The sequence below is a fragment of the Blautia sp. AF32-4BH genome (assembly GCF_003460565.1).
GTDB lineage: Bacteria > Bacillota > Clostridia > Lachnospirales > Lachnospiraceae > Fusicatenibacter > Fusicatenibacter saccharivorans.
On the sequence record NZ_QTVL01000004.1, the window covers coordinates 21,706 to 35,838 of the forward strand.

The 14,133-nt window shown below is 47.7% G+C and carries 14 protein-coding genes; 3 read left to right on the top strand and 11 right to left on the bottom strand.

Annotated features, from left to right (window positions below; translation table 11 throughout):
• Positions 1-23: 23 nt before the first annotated feature.
• The gene (locus tag DWZ44_RS06330) at positions 24-470 is read right to left on the bottom strand and encodes a MarR family winged helix-turn-helix transcriptional regulator (RefSeq protein ID WP_117804436.1); all 447 of its coding nucleotides are present in this window, start codon (positions 468-470) and stop codon (positions 24-26) included.
• A 201-nt stretch (positions 471-671) separates the two neighbouring features.
• On the opposite strand from DWZ44_RS06330, the gene DWZ44_RS06335 reads away from it, so the two are divergent.
• Entirely contained in the window at positions 672-1,367 is a 696-nt protein-coding gene (locus DWZ44_RS06335; RefSeq protein ID WP_022461452.1) for a hypothetical protein, read from the top strand.
• Positions 1,368-1,441: 74 nt separating this feature from the next.
• Here DWZ44_RS06335 and DWZ44_RS06340 read toward each other — a convergent pair whose 3' ends face one another.
• On the bottom strand, positions 1,442-2,380 hold the full coding sequence (locus DWZ44_RS06340; RefSeq protein ID WP_117804437.1) for an AraC family transcriptional regulator: 939 nt from the start codon (positions 2,378-2,380) through the stop codon (positions 1,442-1,444).
• 207 nt (positions 2,381-2,587) lie between these two features.
• Here DWZ44_RS06340 and DWZ44_RS06345 point away from each other — a divergent pair, with 207 nt between their 5' ends.
• Complete coding sequence (locus DWZ44_RS06345) at positions 2,588-3,772, top strand: MFS transporter (protein WP_117804438.1); 1,185 nt, start codon at positions 2,588-2,590, stop codon at positions 3,770-3,772.
• Between the two features lie 62 nt (positions 3,773-3,834).
• Here the strand turns inward: DWZ44_RS06345 and DWZ44_RS06350 are convergent, their stop codons facing one another.
• The 3 genes from DWZ44_RS06350 to DWZ44_RS06360 form a co-directional block, all read right to left on the bottom strand.
• Positions 3,835-5,289: a serpin family protein gene (locus tag DWZ44_RS06350; RefSeq protein WP_117804439.1), complete on the bottom strand. Its 1,455-nt coding sequence runs from the start codon at positions 5,287-5,289 to the stop codon at positions 3,835-3,837.
• Positions 5,286-5,846 carry an RNA polymerase sigma factor gene (locus tag DWZ44_RS06355; protein WP_117804440.1) on the bottom strand — a complete coding sequence of 187 codons (561 nt, stop codon included), beginning with the start codon at positions 5,844-5,846 and terminating at the stop codon, positions 5,286-5,288. The genes DWZ44_RS06350 and DWZ44_RS06355 overlap by 4 nt, the downstream gene beginning before the upstream one ends.
• A 122-nt stretch (positions 5,847-5,968) precedes the next feature.
• Positions 5,969-7,651: a phospho-sugar mutase gene (locus DWZ44_RS06360; RefSeq protein WP_117804441.1), complete on the bottom strand. Its 1,683-nt coding sequence runs from the start codon at positions 7,649-7,651 to the stop codon at positions 5,969-5,971.
• Between the two features lie 397 nt (positions 7,652-8,048).
• Between DWZ44_RS06360 and DWZ44_RS19485 the strand changes: the two genes are divergently transcribed.
• Positions 8,049-8,123 carry a DUF6783 domain-containing protein gene (locus tag DWZ44_RS19485; RefSeq protein WP_368249205.1) on the top strand — a complete coding sequence of 25 codons (75 nt, stop codon included), beginning with the start codon at positions 8,049-8,051 and terminating at the stop codon, positions 8,121-8,123.
• Here the strand turns inward: DWZ44_RS19485 and DWZ44_RS06365 are convergent.
• From DWZ44_RS06365 to DWZ44_RS06390, 6 genes are all read right to left on the bottom strand, one after another.
• Complete coding sequence (locus DWZ44_RS06365) at positions 8,102-8,770, bottom strand: SGNH/GDSL hydrolase family protein (protein ID WP_117804442.1); 669 nt, start codon at positions 8,768-8,770, stop codon at positions 8,102-8,104. The genes DWZ44_RS19485 and DWZ44_RS06365 overlap by 22 nt on opposite strands.
• Before the next feature lie 148 nt (positions 8,771-8,918).
• Positions 8,919-9,950: a TRAP transporter substrate-binding protein gene (locus DWZ44_RS06370; RefSeq protein ID WP_242998349.1), complete on the bottom strand. Its 1,032-nt coding sequence runs from the start codon at positions 9,948-9,950 to the stop codon at positions 8,919-8,921.
• A 16-nt stretch (positions 9,951-9,966) separates the two neighbouring features.
• Positions 9,967-11,256 carry a TRAP transporter large permease gene (locus DWZ44_RS06375; RefSeq protein WP_117804443.1) on the bottom strand — a complete coding sequence of 430 codons (1,290 nt, stop codon included), beginning with the start codon at positions 11,254-11,256 and terminating at the stop codon, positions 9,967-9,969.
• Positions 11,256-11,888, bottom strand: coding sequence for a TRAP transporter small permease (locus tag DWZ44_RS06380; protein WP_117804444.1), 633 nt, complete (start codon positions 11,886-11,888; stop codon positions 11,256-11,258). Before DWZ44_RS06380 ends, DWZ44_RS06375 begins: the two co-directional genes overlap by 1 nt.
• Before the next feature lie 104 nt (positions 11,889-11,992).
• Positions 11,993-12,754 carry a type I 3-dehydroquinate dehydratase gene (gene aroD, locus DWZ44_RS06385; RefSeq protein WP_055267800.1) on the bottom strand — a complete coding sequence of 254 codons (762 nt, stop codon included), beginning with the start codon at positions 12,752-12,754 and terminating at the stop codon, positions 11,993-11,995.
• A gap of 108 nt (positions 12,755-12,862) precedes the next feature.
• Positions 12,863-14,077 carry an MFS transporter gene (locus DWZ44_RS06390; protein WP_117804445.1) on the bottom strand — a complete coding sequence of 405 codons (1,215 nt, stop codon included), beginning with the start codon at positions 14,075-14,077 and terminating at the stop codon, positions 12,863-12,865.
• Positions 14,078-14,133 lie beyond the last annotated feature (56 nt).

Genomic DNA, 14,133 nt, shown 5'->3' on the forward strand with positions numbered 1-14,133 from the left:
TTGTGTACCAGCTTGCCGGCACACTAATTCTGTCGTTTTCGGGTGTCAATTTCTTTTTCTGCGATCTCATAGATACGATCCAGATAATCAACCAGCTGATCTATATCCTCTTCCTTTAACTGTGACATCACAGAGCAGCCAAAGTCCTGCATTCTGTCCCGTACCTCTTCCCCCTTTTTCCAGCCCTTCTCTGTCAGACTGATATACGTATTTCTGCGGTCTTTTTTGTCAACGCTCCGCTCTACATATCCTTTTTCTTCCAGTCCGCGCAGTGTGCGCGACACAGCCGGCGGAAGTGTTTTGGTCTTCGCCGCCAGCTCTGAGCTTGTAATTTTTCCGTTTTCTCCCATTTGCAAAATCGCACCCATAACGGAAAATTCGGAACTGCTGAGTCCCGGAATCAGGTCTGATACGTTCAGTTTTTTAAACTGGTGCACCGCACGAAACAGTTTTTCAAATGCATCCTTCATATTATCCCCCTCCTTTTTGTGCAAATACTTAACAGTGTTATTTATTTACGCGTGTTAAATAATAACACCGGCAAATTTCCATGTCAAGAAATTTGCCGGTGTTTATGTTTTTTTTAGAATTTACGCTACTCAAATAGAATTTGACAAACGCTGCCATTTTGTTTAGATTAGAAGCAAATACGAAAGGACATCTTCATTCCCATGCCAGGTTTTATTTTACATCTCACCGCAGCCCAAATGCTGTTAAAGCACCTCCCGTCCCACCCGGATTTTCCATATCCGATTTCATCGGTAAATGATTTTCTGATCGGAAATCTTCTGCCGGATGCGACGCAGCAGAAAGAATCCTCCCATTTCCGCGATCCGCTTTACCGCGAAAAAATGATGGTATTCCCGGATCTTACACGGTTTACAGCGAAATACCGTTCACTTCTGCCAGATTCGAGCGCACTGGGATATTATTTTCATCTTTATATTGACCGGAAATTTTTTAAGGATTTCATTCCTCAGATTGTGGAATTTTATAATGCGGATGGGGAAATTACAGATATGAGAGATGAGATTGCAACGGTTTATATCAAAAAATCGCGGACATCCATTCCTTTTTCCAGATATCTCACGGAGGAGTATTATTACGGGGACTATACACGAATGAATACATATCTTGTCAACCGCTATTGCATCCCGCTCGATCTCAATCCTAACGTCACGAACCCTGGAATCACAGAAATTCAATATGAGAACGTCCAACAGGTACTTGACCTCCTCCATCACTTCCTCTCCGTCCCGCCGGAAGCTGCGCAGGATCTGAAGGTCTTTCCGCTTGAAGAACTGCTTGCGGCACTGGAGCAATATGTAGAAGAGTTTTTGGCTGTGCCGAATAAGTATATTCCATAATTTTCCATTTAAAAAGGAGCAGAACCCACACCAGATTCCGCTCCTTTTTCAGAATGTAATTTTTTCGTTTCCTCTTACACTACATCTTGAACGATCCATTCTCTGTCATCCGTATCCATTTGTTTTTTTCTTCGATATTCCGTTGGTGTCCTCCCATAATATTTCTTAAATGTCTTGCAAAAATAATCCATATTTTCAAATCCCGTCTCGCCGGAAATTACAGTTATCTTTTTCTCCGTCGTGGCCAGAAGCTTTGCAGCCTCCTGCAGACGATACTTCACCAGATAATGCACCGGCGTATCGTGAAGATATCTTCGGAACAGATTCAATGCCGTACTCTTGCTCACCATAGCCTGCCCGGCAATATCCTCCAAGGTAAGATTCTGTCGGAAATTTTGATGAATATATTGCATCATCAGCTGTGTTCTTCCCTGTGAGGATGCCGTATTTTCTCTTTTTTTCTGCAGCACTTCCGAATCCATGTGCAAATAAAGCAAGTGCCACAATTCCTGCGTCAGAAATAAAGTAACCAGTTCCCGGTCTTTGTCTGATTCCTGCGCTTTGAGAATTTTCTGCATGAGCTCCAGTGCTTCTGCCTGCCATTTTATTTCCCTGCAAAAGACAATGCAGTCCACCTTACACGCCTGTATCGGTGCAATGTATTTTTTGTAAATCAGGCTGTCTGCCGAAGCGAGAAATGTCGGTTTCAGAACGAAATTTGGCACAATCGCATGGCCTTCAGAAAAATAGCGATGCAAAATCTTTGAGTTAATAAAAATGCCCGTTCCCTGTCCCAGTGAAAACTGCTTTTCGCCAACCCAGAAGGTTGCTGTTCCCTCCTGTACAAAAACAAACTCAAACTCCACATGCCAGTGCCATTCTACACAATGAAAATCAAACAACGCAAGATCGTCGTAATACAATTGAAACGGATATTCACTGTTTCCATGCTGTATCGTTTCCATCATGGTTTCATCCGTTTGGATCTTGCTATAAAATGTATTAAATTCCATCTTTCCCCGCCTCCGTTTTTCAGGCACGCCCCTCTCTATTTTACGATATTATACAATAAACAGACGATATATTCCAGTGAAAGCGACACTATTTTACGTTATTATACAAAAAGAATCGTTGTCGCTCCATGGAACACGGTGAACGGCAACGAAACGAACACTACGGCCGCAGCAGTTCTGCCATTTTAAAAAACGGAGTATATCATCATGAAAAAGAACTACCACAAAACCTTAATTGCCTGTTATCTTGGATTTATCACGCAGGCAATTTCTGCAAATTTTGCACCTTTACTATTTCTTACCTTTCACAGAACTTACCATATTTCTCTTGGAAAAATTGCGTTTATCTCGACAGTATTCTTTTTCACACAACTTCTTGTCGATTTGTTCTGTGCCAGATATGTCGATAAAATCGGTTATCGCAGGTGTGTCGTTGCTTCTGAAATTCTTTCCGCCTGCGGCCTGATTGGACTTGCCTTTCTGCCCAATATTCTGCCAAATGCCTATGCAGGAATTTTGCTCAGTGCCATGATCTATGCCGCCGGAAGCGGACTGATTGAGGTTCTTGTCAGCCCAATCGTAGAGGCTTGTCCGTTTGACAATAAGGACAGCGTTATGAGTCTGCTTCACTCCTTTTACTGCTGGGGGTCTGTAGGCGTCATCTTACTCTCCACTGCTTTTCTGGCAGTTTTTGGTATGGAACGCTGGCCGATCCTCGCATGTATCTGGGCTGTACTTCCACTGTACAATACGTTTAATTTCCTTTCCTGCCCGATTGAATCACTCACCGGAAGCGAAGAAGGACTTACCATTCGTCAGCTGTGCCGTCTTCCCATTTTCTGGATTTCCCTTGTTCTTATGGTCTGCGCCGGAGCAAGCGAGATTTCGATGGCGCAATGGGCTTCCGCTTATGCCGAGTCTGCATTAGGTCTCTCAAAAAGCATTGGAGACATTGCAGGACCGTGCCTGTTTGCTGTGATGATGGGCATCAGCAGAACCTTCTATGGTAAATACGGGGAAAAAATTGACTTAACAAAATTTATGATCGCATCCGGTACACTTTGCCTGATCTGTTATCTGGCTGCAGCTCTCGCACCATATCCTCTTTTAAATCTTACAGGCTGCGTTGTGTGTGGTTTCTCCGTAGGAATTATGTGGCCGGGAACCATCAGTATTTCATCCTCTAAAATTCCACTCGGCGGAACTGCACTGTTCGCACTTCTCGCCATGGCCGGAGATATGGGCGGTTCCATTGGCCCATTTGTTATTGGATTTGTCACACAAAACACCGGCGACGATCTGAAGGCAGGTATGCTGGCCGGCTGCATTTTCCCTGCTGTACTGATTTTGTCTGTTTTTCTGCTCCGACAAAGGAACGCAGAGCAAAAATAAGCACCGAAGAGATACTGTAACGTGTCTCAGACACAGGAGCCGGACAGTCCGACTCCTTTTTTTCATGTCTCTGCAATATTTCTCACAACTCCCGAAAACAGAATCGATCCGTCCTGCCCCGTGACAAGAAACAGGAATGGACGATCCAGTACAAAGTCGATTTCGTCGTCCGGTATTTCTGCTGCGGCTTCTGAAACGCCAAGTTCTGTATACGCTGCTCCGGTTACTCCGTTTTCGTCGATTTCAAGCATGGCGGCGTGGTCTGCTTTGCTCAGGTATAAATTCTCTTTGTCCCCTGTTAATGGGCTGAAATCTGCCAGATCTGCATCCAGCGCATCCGTTACACCTAGTGCGCGCACCGTTTCGATCAGGTCTGTTTTTTCCGATACTTTAAATTTAGGAACAGACAGGTTCACCATAGGGGAATACCAGTTATCACTGCTTTCATCCCGCCGTATAACCTTCATCAGATCCGGATCCGATACCAGTTCATTGACATCGGTATTTTCATCCGGAAGCAGGAAATACATGGAGCCGCTGTCCTGAAGGCTAAGGCTGACTGCACGGAAATGTTCGCCCTGGTAGACATCCATCCATTCCGTTTTCTTCATCATGTCCACAGTGGTATCTCCCGCAGCTCCGTGGAAGGTTTCCTTCTCTGTATTCACTTCCCAGAAATTTTCCCTCCACATCGCCTTATAATAGATGGTTGATACCAGTTCAAATACCGTTTCCGGGGCAATCGCCATATTTTCGGTGTATTCTTTTAAAAGCCCTCCGGTATTATCATCCGTCCAGGTCCGCAGGGCCTGATTCATCTCTTCCGATCCAGGAGTCCCACGGAAGGTCGATGCATAATACTGTTCCGCCAGCCGCTGCAGCGTTGTGTCATTGTATGTTTCCTCACCATCCAGCCACAGCGAATTTGCCAGCACACTTTTCAGCGCGGGCGTGTCTGCATAATTGCTTTCCCAGAGTGAAGAAACATTTTCCCGTAAGGTGTCCATGTCCTGCGCACCAAGCATATCCAGAATCTGCTGCCGCGTATTTCCATCCGAAGTTTCCGCCAGCATCGCAAACGCGATATACAGATTGATCGGCGAGCAGACGGTATTTTCATCCTCTGAAACCAGCATTTGTTTCATCAGGTTCTGATAATATGCATCTATTCCCGACTGCAGTTCTGCTGATTTTGCTGTCAACTCCCGGTACGAATCCCACCAGTCCCAGTGTGCATCGCTTTCCATGAATTTCTGTGCATCCATTGTCCGCTCCACAGATGCCGGATAAGCCGCCAGAACCGTCGTTACCCCCGACGGATAACGGACTGCAGAACCCTCCCGACCGTTTCTCCATGTCGCAACCCCCAGCACAGCTCCGCCGATGATCACCGCGCAGGCTGCGGCGGCCGTCCATTTTTTCCATACGCCTCTCCGCGGGTGGCGATCACTCCGTGCTTTTTCCACCATACCAGGCTCCAGATTTCCCAGCACTTCAAACAATTCTTCTTTCTTCATAATTCGAACCCCCTTTCCGTCAAGTGTGTATGCAATTTTCCACGGATCCGGTTTAATGAAACTGAAATATAATTTTCACTTCTTCCCAGCCGCTCCGCGATTTCACCGATACTGTCTACATACCAGTACCGCAGGACAAACATGCATCGTTTCTCCTCCGGCAGCTTCTGCAGAAACTGATTGATCTCCGCGATCAGTTCTTTCATCTCCCACTGCCGCTCAATATCATCTTTCCCCGAAACACATTCTTCCAGCTCGTCCAATACTGCATCCATCTGACTTCCTCCGCGTTTTTTGCGATGCATTTTTCGATACAGATCAAACGAAAGATTTCTCGTTATTTTTCCAAGAAATGTGGATAACAGAGACGGCCGGTGCGGCGGCATAGCGTTCCACGCGTGAAGCCAAGTGTCGTTGACACATTCTTCTGCATCCGCCGGATTCTGCAGAATATTCTGTGCAATGGACGTACAGTATGTACCATATTTCATCGCAGACTCGCTGATCGCTGTTTCGTTCCTGTCCCAGTACATTTGGACAATATGAGTATCCTCCATATGGAAATCCCCCTTTCATCTATCATCACGCCATTTTGCAGAAAATCTTACACTTTTCAAAAGAAATTTCGGTTCAAAAAAGGGCGTGACCAAAGCCACGCCCTTCTATTCTTTTATTTTCTTTATGCCAGAATCGGTTTCAAAGCCTCTGCGAGTTTTTCTTTCTCTGCTTCTGCCTCTGCCAGATCCTTACCAAGTGTTGTGTAGTATACTTTGATTTTCGGCTCTGTTCCGGACGGGCGGACGATGACGGTTTCACCGTTTGCCAGTTTGTAGATCAGAACGTTTGCGGATGGGAGTCCTGTTTCTTCCGGTTTCTCGTAATCGGTTACTTTGACAACAGCGGAACCTGCGATCTCGGTCAGCGGCTCTTTTCGAAGGCCATCCATAATACCGGCCATCTTGTCCATTCCGCTAAGTCCCGGGAACTCGAAACTGTCTACTTTGTTCAGGTAGCGGCCATACTCGGCATAGATCTCTTCCAGTCTCTGTTTCAGAGAGCTTCCGATGCTTCTGTAGTAAGCTGCCATCTCGCAGATCAGCATGGAGCCGATGACTGCGTCTTTATCTCTTACATACGGGCCAGCCAGGTATCCGTAGCTCTCCTCGAATCCGAAGATGAAGCGGTCTACTTCGCCGTCTGCCTCCAGGTTTGCAATCTGATCGCCGATCCATTTGAATCCGGTCAGAACGCTGCGGAGCTCTACGCCGTAGTGCTCTGCAACTGCATCTGCCAGCGGTGTAGACACGATGGATTTTACAGCAACCGGTTTCTCCGGCATGGTGCCTTTCTCGATGCGGCCTGCGCAGATGTAGTCGAGAAGCAGAACGCCGACTTCGTTTCCGGTTACCAGCTCATAGCTTCCATCCGGGCATTTCATGGCGATACCAACGCGGTCTGCATCCGGGTCGGTTGCCAGCATCAGGTCTGCGCCGGTCTCTTTTGCAAGATCCAGGCCTTTTTCCAGTGCAGCAAAGATTTCCGGGTTCGGATAGCTGCAGGTGGTGAAGTATCCGTTCGGATACTCCTGCTCCGGAACGATGGTGATATCAGTGATGCCGATGTCTTTTAATACACGGGTAACCGGTACAAGACCAGATCCGTTCAGCGGGCTGTAAACGAGTTTCAGTCCAGCGGTCTTGCAGAGGCCTGGACGAACCTGACGGGATTCGATGGCTTCGTACAGTGCATTCTTGCAGTCATCGCCGACGAAACGGATCAGTCCCTCTTCTACTCCCTGTGCAAACGACATATATTTTACGCCGGTCAGGATATCGGTTTTCTGAATCTCTGCGTATACGATTGCTGCAGCATCATCGGTCATCTGGCATCCGTCCGGGCCGTAGGCTTTGTAGCCGTTGTATTTTGCCGGGTTGTGGGATGCAGTTACCATGATACCTGCATTGCAGTTATAGTAACGGGTTGCAAAGGAAAGTGCCGGTACCGGCATCAGTGCATCGTAAATTCTGACTTTGATTCCGTTTGCAGCCAGAACGCCTGCTGCTGTTTTTGCGAAAACATCGCTCTTGATACGGCTGTCATAGCTAATGGCTACGGTCTGGTTTCCGCCCTGTGTTTTTACCCAGTTTGCAAGGCCCTGTGTTGCCTGACGCACTACATAGATATTCATACGGTTTGTTCCTGCGCCAAGTACACCACGAAGTCCTGCGGTTCCGAATTTCAGAGATACAGCAAAACGGTCCTTGATCTCCTCATCGTTTCCTTCAATCCGTGCCAGCTCCGGGTTCAGATCTGCGTCTTCCAGATCAGCTGCCAGCCATCTCTTATACTCTTCCAGATACATATCTTTTTTTCTCCTGTTCTATTCTTTATTTGTAACTATTCAGCGCCATGCGAAAGAGAAGAAAATCGTGAATCATGCTTGCATGAATGCGCGGTTTTCTGGAATTTCATATGGCGAGAAGCAACATCGAGATGCAGCGCAAGCGGAGTCGAGATGGGGTTCTGAATAGTTACCTTTCTTTTATGTCTCACTCTTATGTCCCCATGTAGCGCCACATAAATGTATGTATAGTCATAATATACCATAACTGTCCCAAAACAGCAATTATTTTTGGTAATTTAAGCAAAATTTTACCTCGGTTTTTCTCTGTTTTTCGACTCTATCCGCCGTTTTCAGACAGAACAGGACAAAGAAAAAGCGAGGACCCCAATAACGATTCCCGCTTTTTGTCTGCCTTATGAGGGCAAGCCATACCGCAAAGTGGCGCTTTCAGATTGCGGAAATGGTTTTTCAAGCATGCTCCGGTCTGTGATTATAGTCGAATCCGCATTTTTCCAGAAATGCCCGTGCGATCACTGTAGCGCCGATCTGGTTCGGATGGATTCGATCCCAGGCGATGTAGGAGGAATGGCGGTACTGGAAGTAATCGTTGAAGACGGCCTGCAGGTCGATAAAGCGGCAGCCGTATTTCTCAGCCAGCTCGCTGCAGATCGCGCCGTAGGTGTCCATGCGTTTTCTCATCCAGTCCTCCCCATTTGGCTCCATGTAGTATGGGGTCATGAGGAAAATTCCTTTTACATTATCTTTTACGGAAAGAATCATCTTTTCGACGTTGGAACGGTACTCCTCCGGCGATACCTGCTCGTCCGGGATGGCCGGGCTGTCGAACTGTCTCCAGACGTCGTTGATGCCGATGCAGATGGATACCCAGTCTGGTTTTAATGATACGACATCGCGGTCGAAGCGCTGCAGCAGGTCACGGCTTGTGTTTCCGCCGATACCGGAGTTTGTCACGCGGAGATATACCTCCGGGTAGAATGCTGCAAGCATGTTTTCGACGATTCGGACATAACTCTTTCCGACATTTTCAAATAAACCTTCCCCCACCGGCTGTGCACTCTCCATATCCGTTACGGAATCCCCTGCAAATACAATCCGGTCCATGTGTTTAAAAATCATTTTTTTGCCTCCCATAAATTTAGAAAAACCATCTGAACCCATTATAGTCTTACAGTTTCGACCGTGCAAGGCAAATTTTGTGTAAAAAAATCCGGCCGCGAAACACTGTTTTTCAGTGCCCCTCAGCCGGGAATTTCATTTTCTTTTCTTACTCAATTCCATCCATATACGCATTGTAAATCGCCGGATCAATATTCTCTTTGATCGACTCATACACGCTCTGGGATGCCTCGCGGATGTCAGCTCTTGTCTGGTCATCGAGTGTCAGAATCTTCGTTCCGCTCTCCTCGATTTTCGCGATCTTGTCGACAATACGGGCATCGGACTGCTCTCTTGCGTACTCGGTCGCAATCTTTGCGGCCTCTGTCATGATCTCCTGCTCGTCTGCAGGCAGATCCTGGAAGAAATCATCGTTGACGATCAGGGAAATCAGATGCGGCAGATGGTTCGTCTCCACTACGTAATCCTGCTGCTCATACAGGTTATTCGAAACGATGACCTCATACGGGTTCTCCTGTGCATCAATCGTGTGCTGCTGCAGGCCGATGTAAACCTCACTGAAGCTCATCGGCGTCGGGTTGGCACCGATGGCTTTCCAGAATGCCAGATGGTAGCTGTTCTCCATGGTACGGATCTTCTGACCCTTGAAATCCGAAAAGCTGTAAACCGGCTTATTCGTACTCATGACACGAAATCCCTGATCTGCCATACCGAGCAGGTGATAGCCTCCCTCCGTATAAACATTGCTGATCAGCTCGTAAAACTCCGGATTATCGATCTTCTCACGGCATTCATCGAGAGAATCAAACACACACGGCAAATCAAACACGGCAAGATCACCCATAAAGGAAACCTGCGGTGCCGTATTCTGTACGACAAACGGAATATCGCCGTCGGCACACGTTTCCAGCAAATCGCGGTCGCCGCCGAGCGTTGAGTTTGCGTAAACCTGAATTTTCATCCTTCCATCGCTCAGCTCTGAAATCTCTTCCGCGAACTTCTCGGCAAAGATCTGTGTTACCGTGTCCTCCGGGCTCGCCGTTGCCAGCGGCCAGGAATAGCGCTGTGTCGTCTCTTCTCCGGAGGAGCCGCAGCCGGCAAGCGATGCGCCAAGCGCAATGACAGCGGCAAGTGCCGTCACTTTTCGGAAAAGCTTTTTCTTTTTTGTCATCTTTTTCATTGTCCTTCGCTCCTCCCTATAAAATTCCAATCGAAATCGCCGGAATAAACGTAATCAGCAGCAGTGCCGCAAGGAAGAAACCGATCATCGGCATAGCCTTCTTTGCGATCTGCATGACCGGAACCTCGGTCAGGGAGCTTGCCACGAACAGGTTGACGCCGATCGGCGGTGTTACGAAGCCGATCGCCAGGTTGACAACCATGATCACACCAAACTGAATCGGATCCATACCGATTGCCTGTACGATCGGCAGCAGGATCGGGGTCAGAATCAGGATTGCCGGTGTGGTATCCATCACCATTCCGACAATCAGCAGGAATACGTTGATGATCAGAAGGATCGCAACCGGGCTGTGGAAGTTGTTCAGAATGAACTCACTGACCGTCTGCGGCACCTGCATCAGCGTCAGGACACGGGAAAATGCTGTCGATGCCGCCAGGATGAACAGGATCGGAGTAAAGGTGCGAATCGCCTCAACCAGAATGGACCAGATGTCGCGGATGCGGATACTCCTGTACACAAAAAGGCTGATGATCAATGCATAGAATACGGAGATAACAGCCGCCTCGGTCGGGGAAGCAACGCCGCTGTAGATACAGCCGAGGATAATCACCGGGCTAAGTAATGCAAAAAAGCTCTCTCTTAAAACGCGAAGCAAACCTTTGTCATGCAACGTTTTGACTTCTGCATAAATCTTCTCCCTATCCTCCCCGTACCGTTTGCAGTGATAGATGGCATAAAGCATCAGCAGCAGACCGATCATCAGACCCGGTACAATTCCGGCAAGGAACAGGTCACTGACCGAAGCACCGGAAGCCATACCGTACATGATGAACGGAATACTCGGGGGAATGATAACGCCAAGGCCGCCGGCAACTGCCACAATCGCTGTGGAGAATGTCAGATCATAACCAAGAGTAGTCAGAATCGGGATTGTCATGCTTCCGACAGCAGCAACGGTCGCCGGAGCGGAACCGGAAATCGCACCATAGAAAAGGCAGGTGACGATAACGGCGCACGGCATACCTGCGGTGAATTTTCCGAGAAAATAGGCAAAGACATCAAACAGTTTTTTGGAGATGCCTCCCTTAGCCATGATGATACCGGAGAGGACGAACATCGGAACTGCCAGCAGGGGGAAGGAATCGAGACCTCCGAACATGGCACGGATCAGATATTTGGCTCCTACCGTAAAGGACGGGTCAAACACAGACGGAAGCACAGATGTGATTCCAAGGGTAATCGATACCGGAACAGCGATGACCAGCAATGCAACAAAAATCAAAAATAATACTACGACCGGCATTAGCGTTCCTCCTCGTTTGAATTTTTAATCGTATGAATGCGGTTGTCGATACCCGTGTTCAGGGCATTTTCTGTGGCGTTATCTGCTCCGGCATTTGCCTCAATGAAGGATTCCGGCGTATTGCGCTCCGGATGGGCCGGGTCGAAAACGTTCTCACCGCGTGCCACGCGGAACTCGATCATCCACCGCTGCAAAACACGAAAGGCAACCAGCACAAAGGAGACGAGCGGTGCTGCCTGGATAAAGTACATCGGGATTTTGCAGGCCGGGGAAAGCTGGCCGCTTTTAACCGACGACATCATATAGGAAAAAGCAAACGGAATCATATAGATGAAAAAAATCAGTTCAAATGTATGATTCACAATTTTGAAGATGGCTTTTCCTCTCCGCGGGAAAATCGCAACAAACTGCTCGATCTTGATGGAAAGGCATTTCTTACTGCAGTAGCTGACGCTTAAAAAACCGCACCAGATAAAAATATATCTGGTCAGCTCTTCCGACCACGACAGCGACATGCCAAGAACGTAACGACAGAAAACCTGGACTCCCATGATCAGCGTCATGGCGATCAGACCGATCACAAGAAGAAATTCTTCGAGATTTTCATCCAGCCAGTGAAATATTCTCTTCATAAAAGGCATACCTCCGTTAAATTTATAACAGAACAATAATACAAAAGGGACATCGGCATCAACAGCAAAGCTAAAAATACCGGTGTCCCATAAAGAAAAAACGGTTACATGGCTTTGTGAAGCAGATCCAGAACGGTGCTCAGATCATTCACACCCATCTGACCCGGTGCGGATGCTTTCTTTGCCGCGCCGAAGGTCATGGAAGAACCAAACACCTCACCGCAGAGACGGCTGATTACACCGGTGCCTGCCATAGACATGGTGATGATCGGTCTGTCCGCATAATTGGTGGCCATTTCCTCTGTTGCTGCAAGCAGGGTCAGAACGTCTTTCCTGTTCTGCGGCATAACAGCAATCTTCGGAATATCTGCGTTCATATCCTGCATCTTGCGCAATCTGTAGATGATGTCTGCTTTTGCAGGAGTTTTGAAGAAATCATGATTGGAAGCGATGACCTTCACACCTGCTGCGTGTGCACCGTCGATGATCTTCTTTACAATGTCATCTCCGGTAAAGATCTCAACATCCACCAGATCCACATATCCGGTCTGTGCTGCTTTGATGTTCAGCTCCGCATAGGCTGCCGGCTCAATCGCTTTTTCACCGCCCTCTTTGGAGGTACGGAATGTCATCAGAAGCGGAATATTGCCGAGTGCTTCGCGGAGGTCTTTTAACACATCCTCTACCTGCGCAAAGTCGAATACGCCTTCAAACCAGTCTACACGCCATTCTACAACATCAACCGGAATCGAATGGAAGGTTTTTGCTTCTTCGATGATATCGTTTTTGGTAACACCTACGATCGGAACGATGATTTTCGGTGCGCCGGCACCGATTTCAATATCACGAACTTTTACTGTATTCATGTGTTTTTCCTTCTTTCTTCAATTTAACCCTGACTTTTCTTTGCAGGCTTTTTTTTTTCACGTCCGGATTCCTTGGTACTTCGTACTTCCGCAATCCTTAACCTCATTTTAATTGTCCTGCTGTGCAAGTTCAACCATTTTTTTATAGCGGATATTTACAAACAGTCCAAGTGCAACACCAACTGCGGTCAGAACGATATTCATGGTCATAACGCCGGACGGCTGCATTTTAGATGCTGCGGTCAGGATGGTGTAGTTGCAGAGAGAAGATGCGATCATAACCAGTGCGGTTACGGTTCCTTTGATTTTCGGGAACAGCATGTTGCAAACGGAAGTTGCGATCTGAAGCAGTCCGCCTGCGCCTGCCCATCCGATGATGAAAGCACCGGCGATCATCAGCGGTTTGCTCTGTCCCATCAGGACAGCGATCATGGTTACAAGGCAGATAGCCGGGTAAACAACGATGAAACGAACGTCTTTGATTTTTCTGGTCAGGAATGCGGTTACAACGAGTGCCAGCATAGTTCCTGCAGAATAGTAGGTCTGCATGATGGACGGATTTGCCCAGCCTACATTCTCTTTCGCAAAGTTCTGCGCACAGTTCAGCCACAGCTGGAAGGTACCGGTGCAGGTGAATCCGATCAGGATCATGGCGATGGACTCGAAAGAAAAATGGGTATGCTTCAGACTGTCGATCAGACCCTCTTTTTTGCCTGATGCTTTCTGGTCAGCATCTGGCAGCGGGAACAGGAATACCAGTACAAAAAGTACGATATACGCAATTCCGCATCCATAGAATAACGGATTGTAGGAGGTAAGGCCGGCTGCGGTAGAAGTAACAGCTACACCAAGAACAAACGGAAGCAGCATCTGTGCGATTGCGATGAAGAATTTGATTCCCATGGTAGCAACGCCAGGAGCTTTGTAAATAATTTCGGATACTGCCGGGTAAATACCGGTATCCAGAAAGGAGTTTGCGATACCGCCGATAATGGCGCATACGTAAGCGATGGTATAACCACCGTGTGTTCCTGCATTAAATGCAAGGGCAAGGCCGATCAGATAAATTGCATAAGAAGCACTTCCGATTGCGGTGGAAATGCGACGTCCGAGCTTGTCGGACAGAGGACCTGCAAATGGCAGTGCGATCAGACGGCCAAGACCGAGTGCTGCGGAAATTGCGGTAATTGCCATTGCTTCCACTCCCCATGCTGCTGCCAGAGCCTCTTTGATGACTGCCTGGCCCAGGATGGAGCATCCAACACCGTGGATAAAGTAGTTCAAGTACAGAATCAATGCACTTGGCAGGTATTTCTTGTTCATGGTTTCTCTCCTTTTTAAATAGATTATGTTGAGGTCAAATTGTCTTTTTCCTCTGT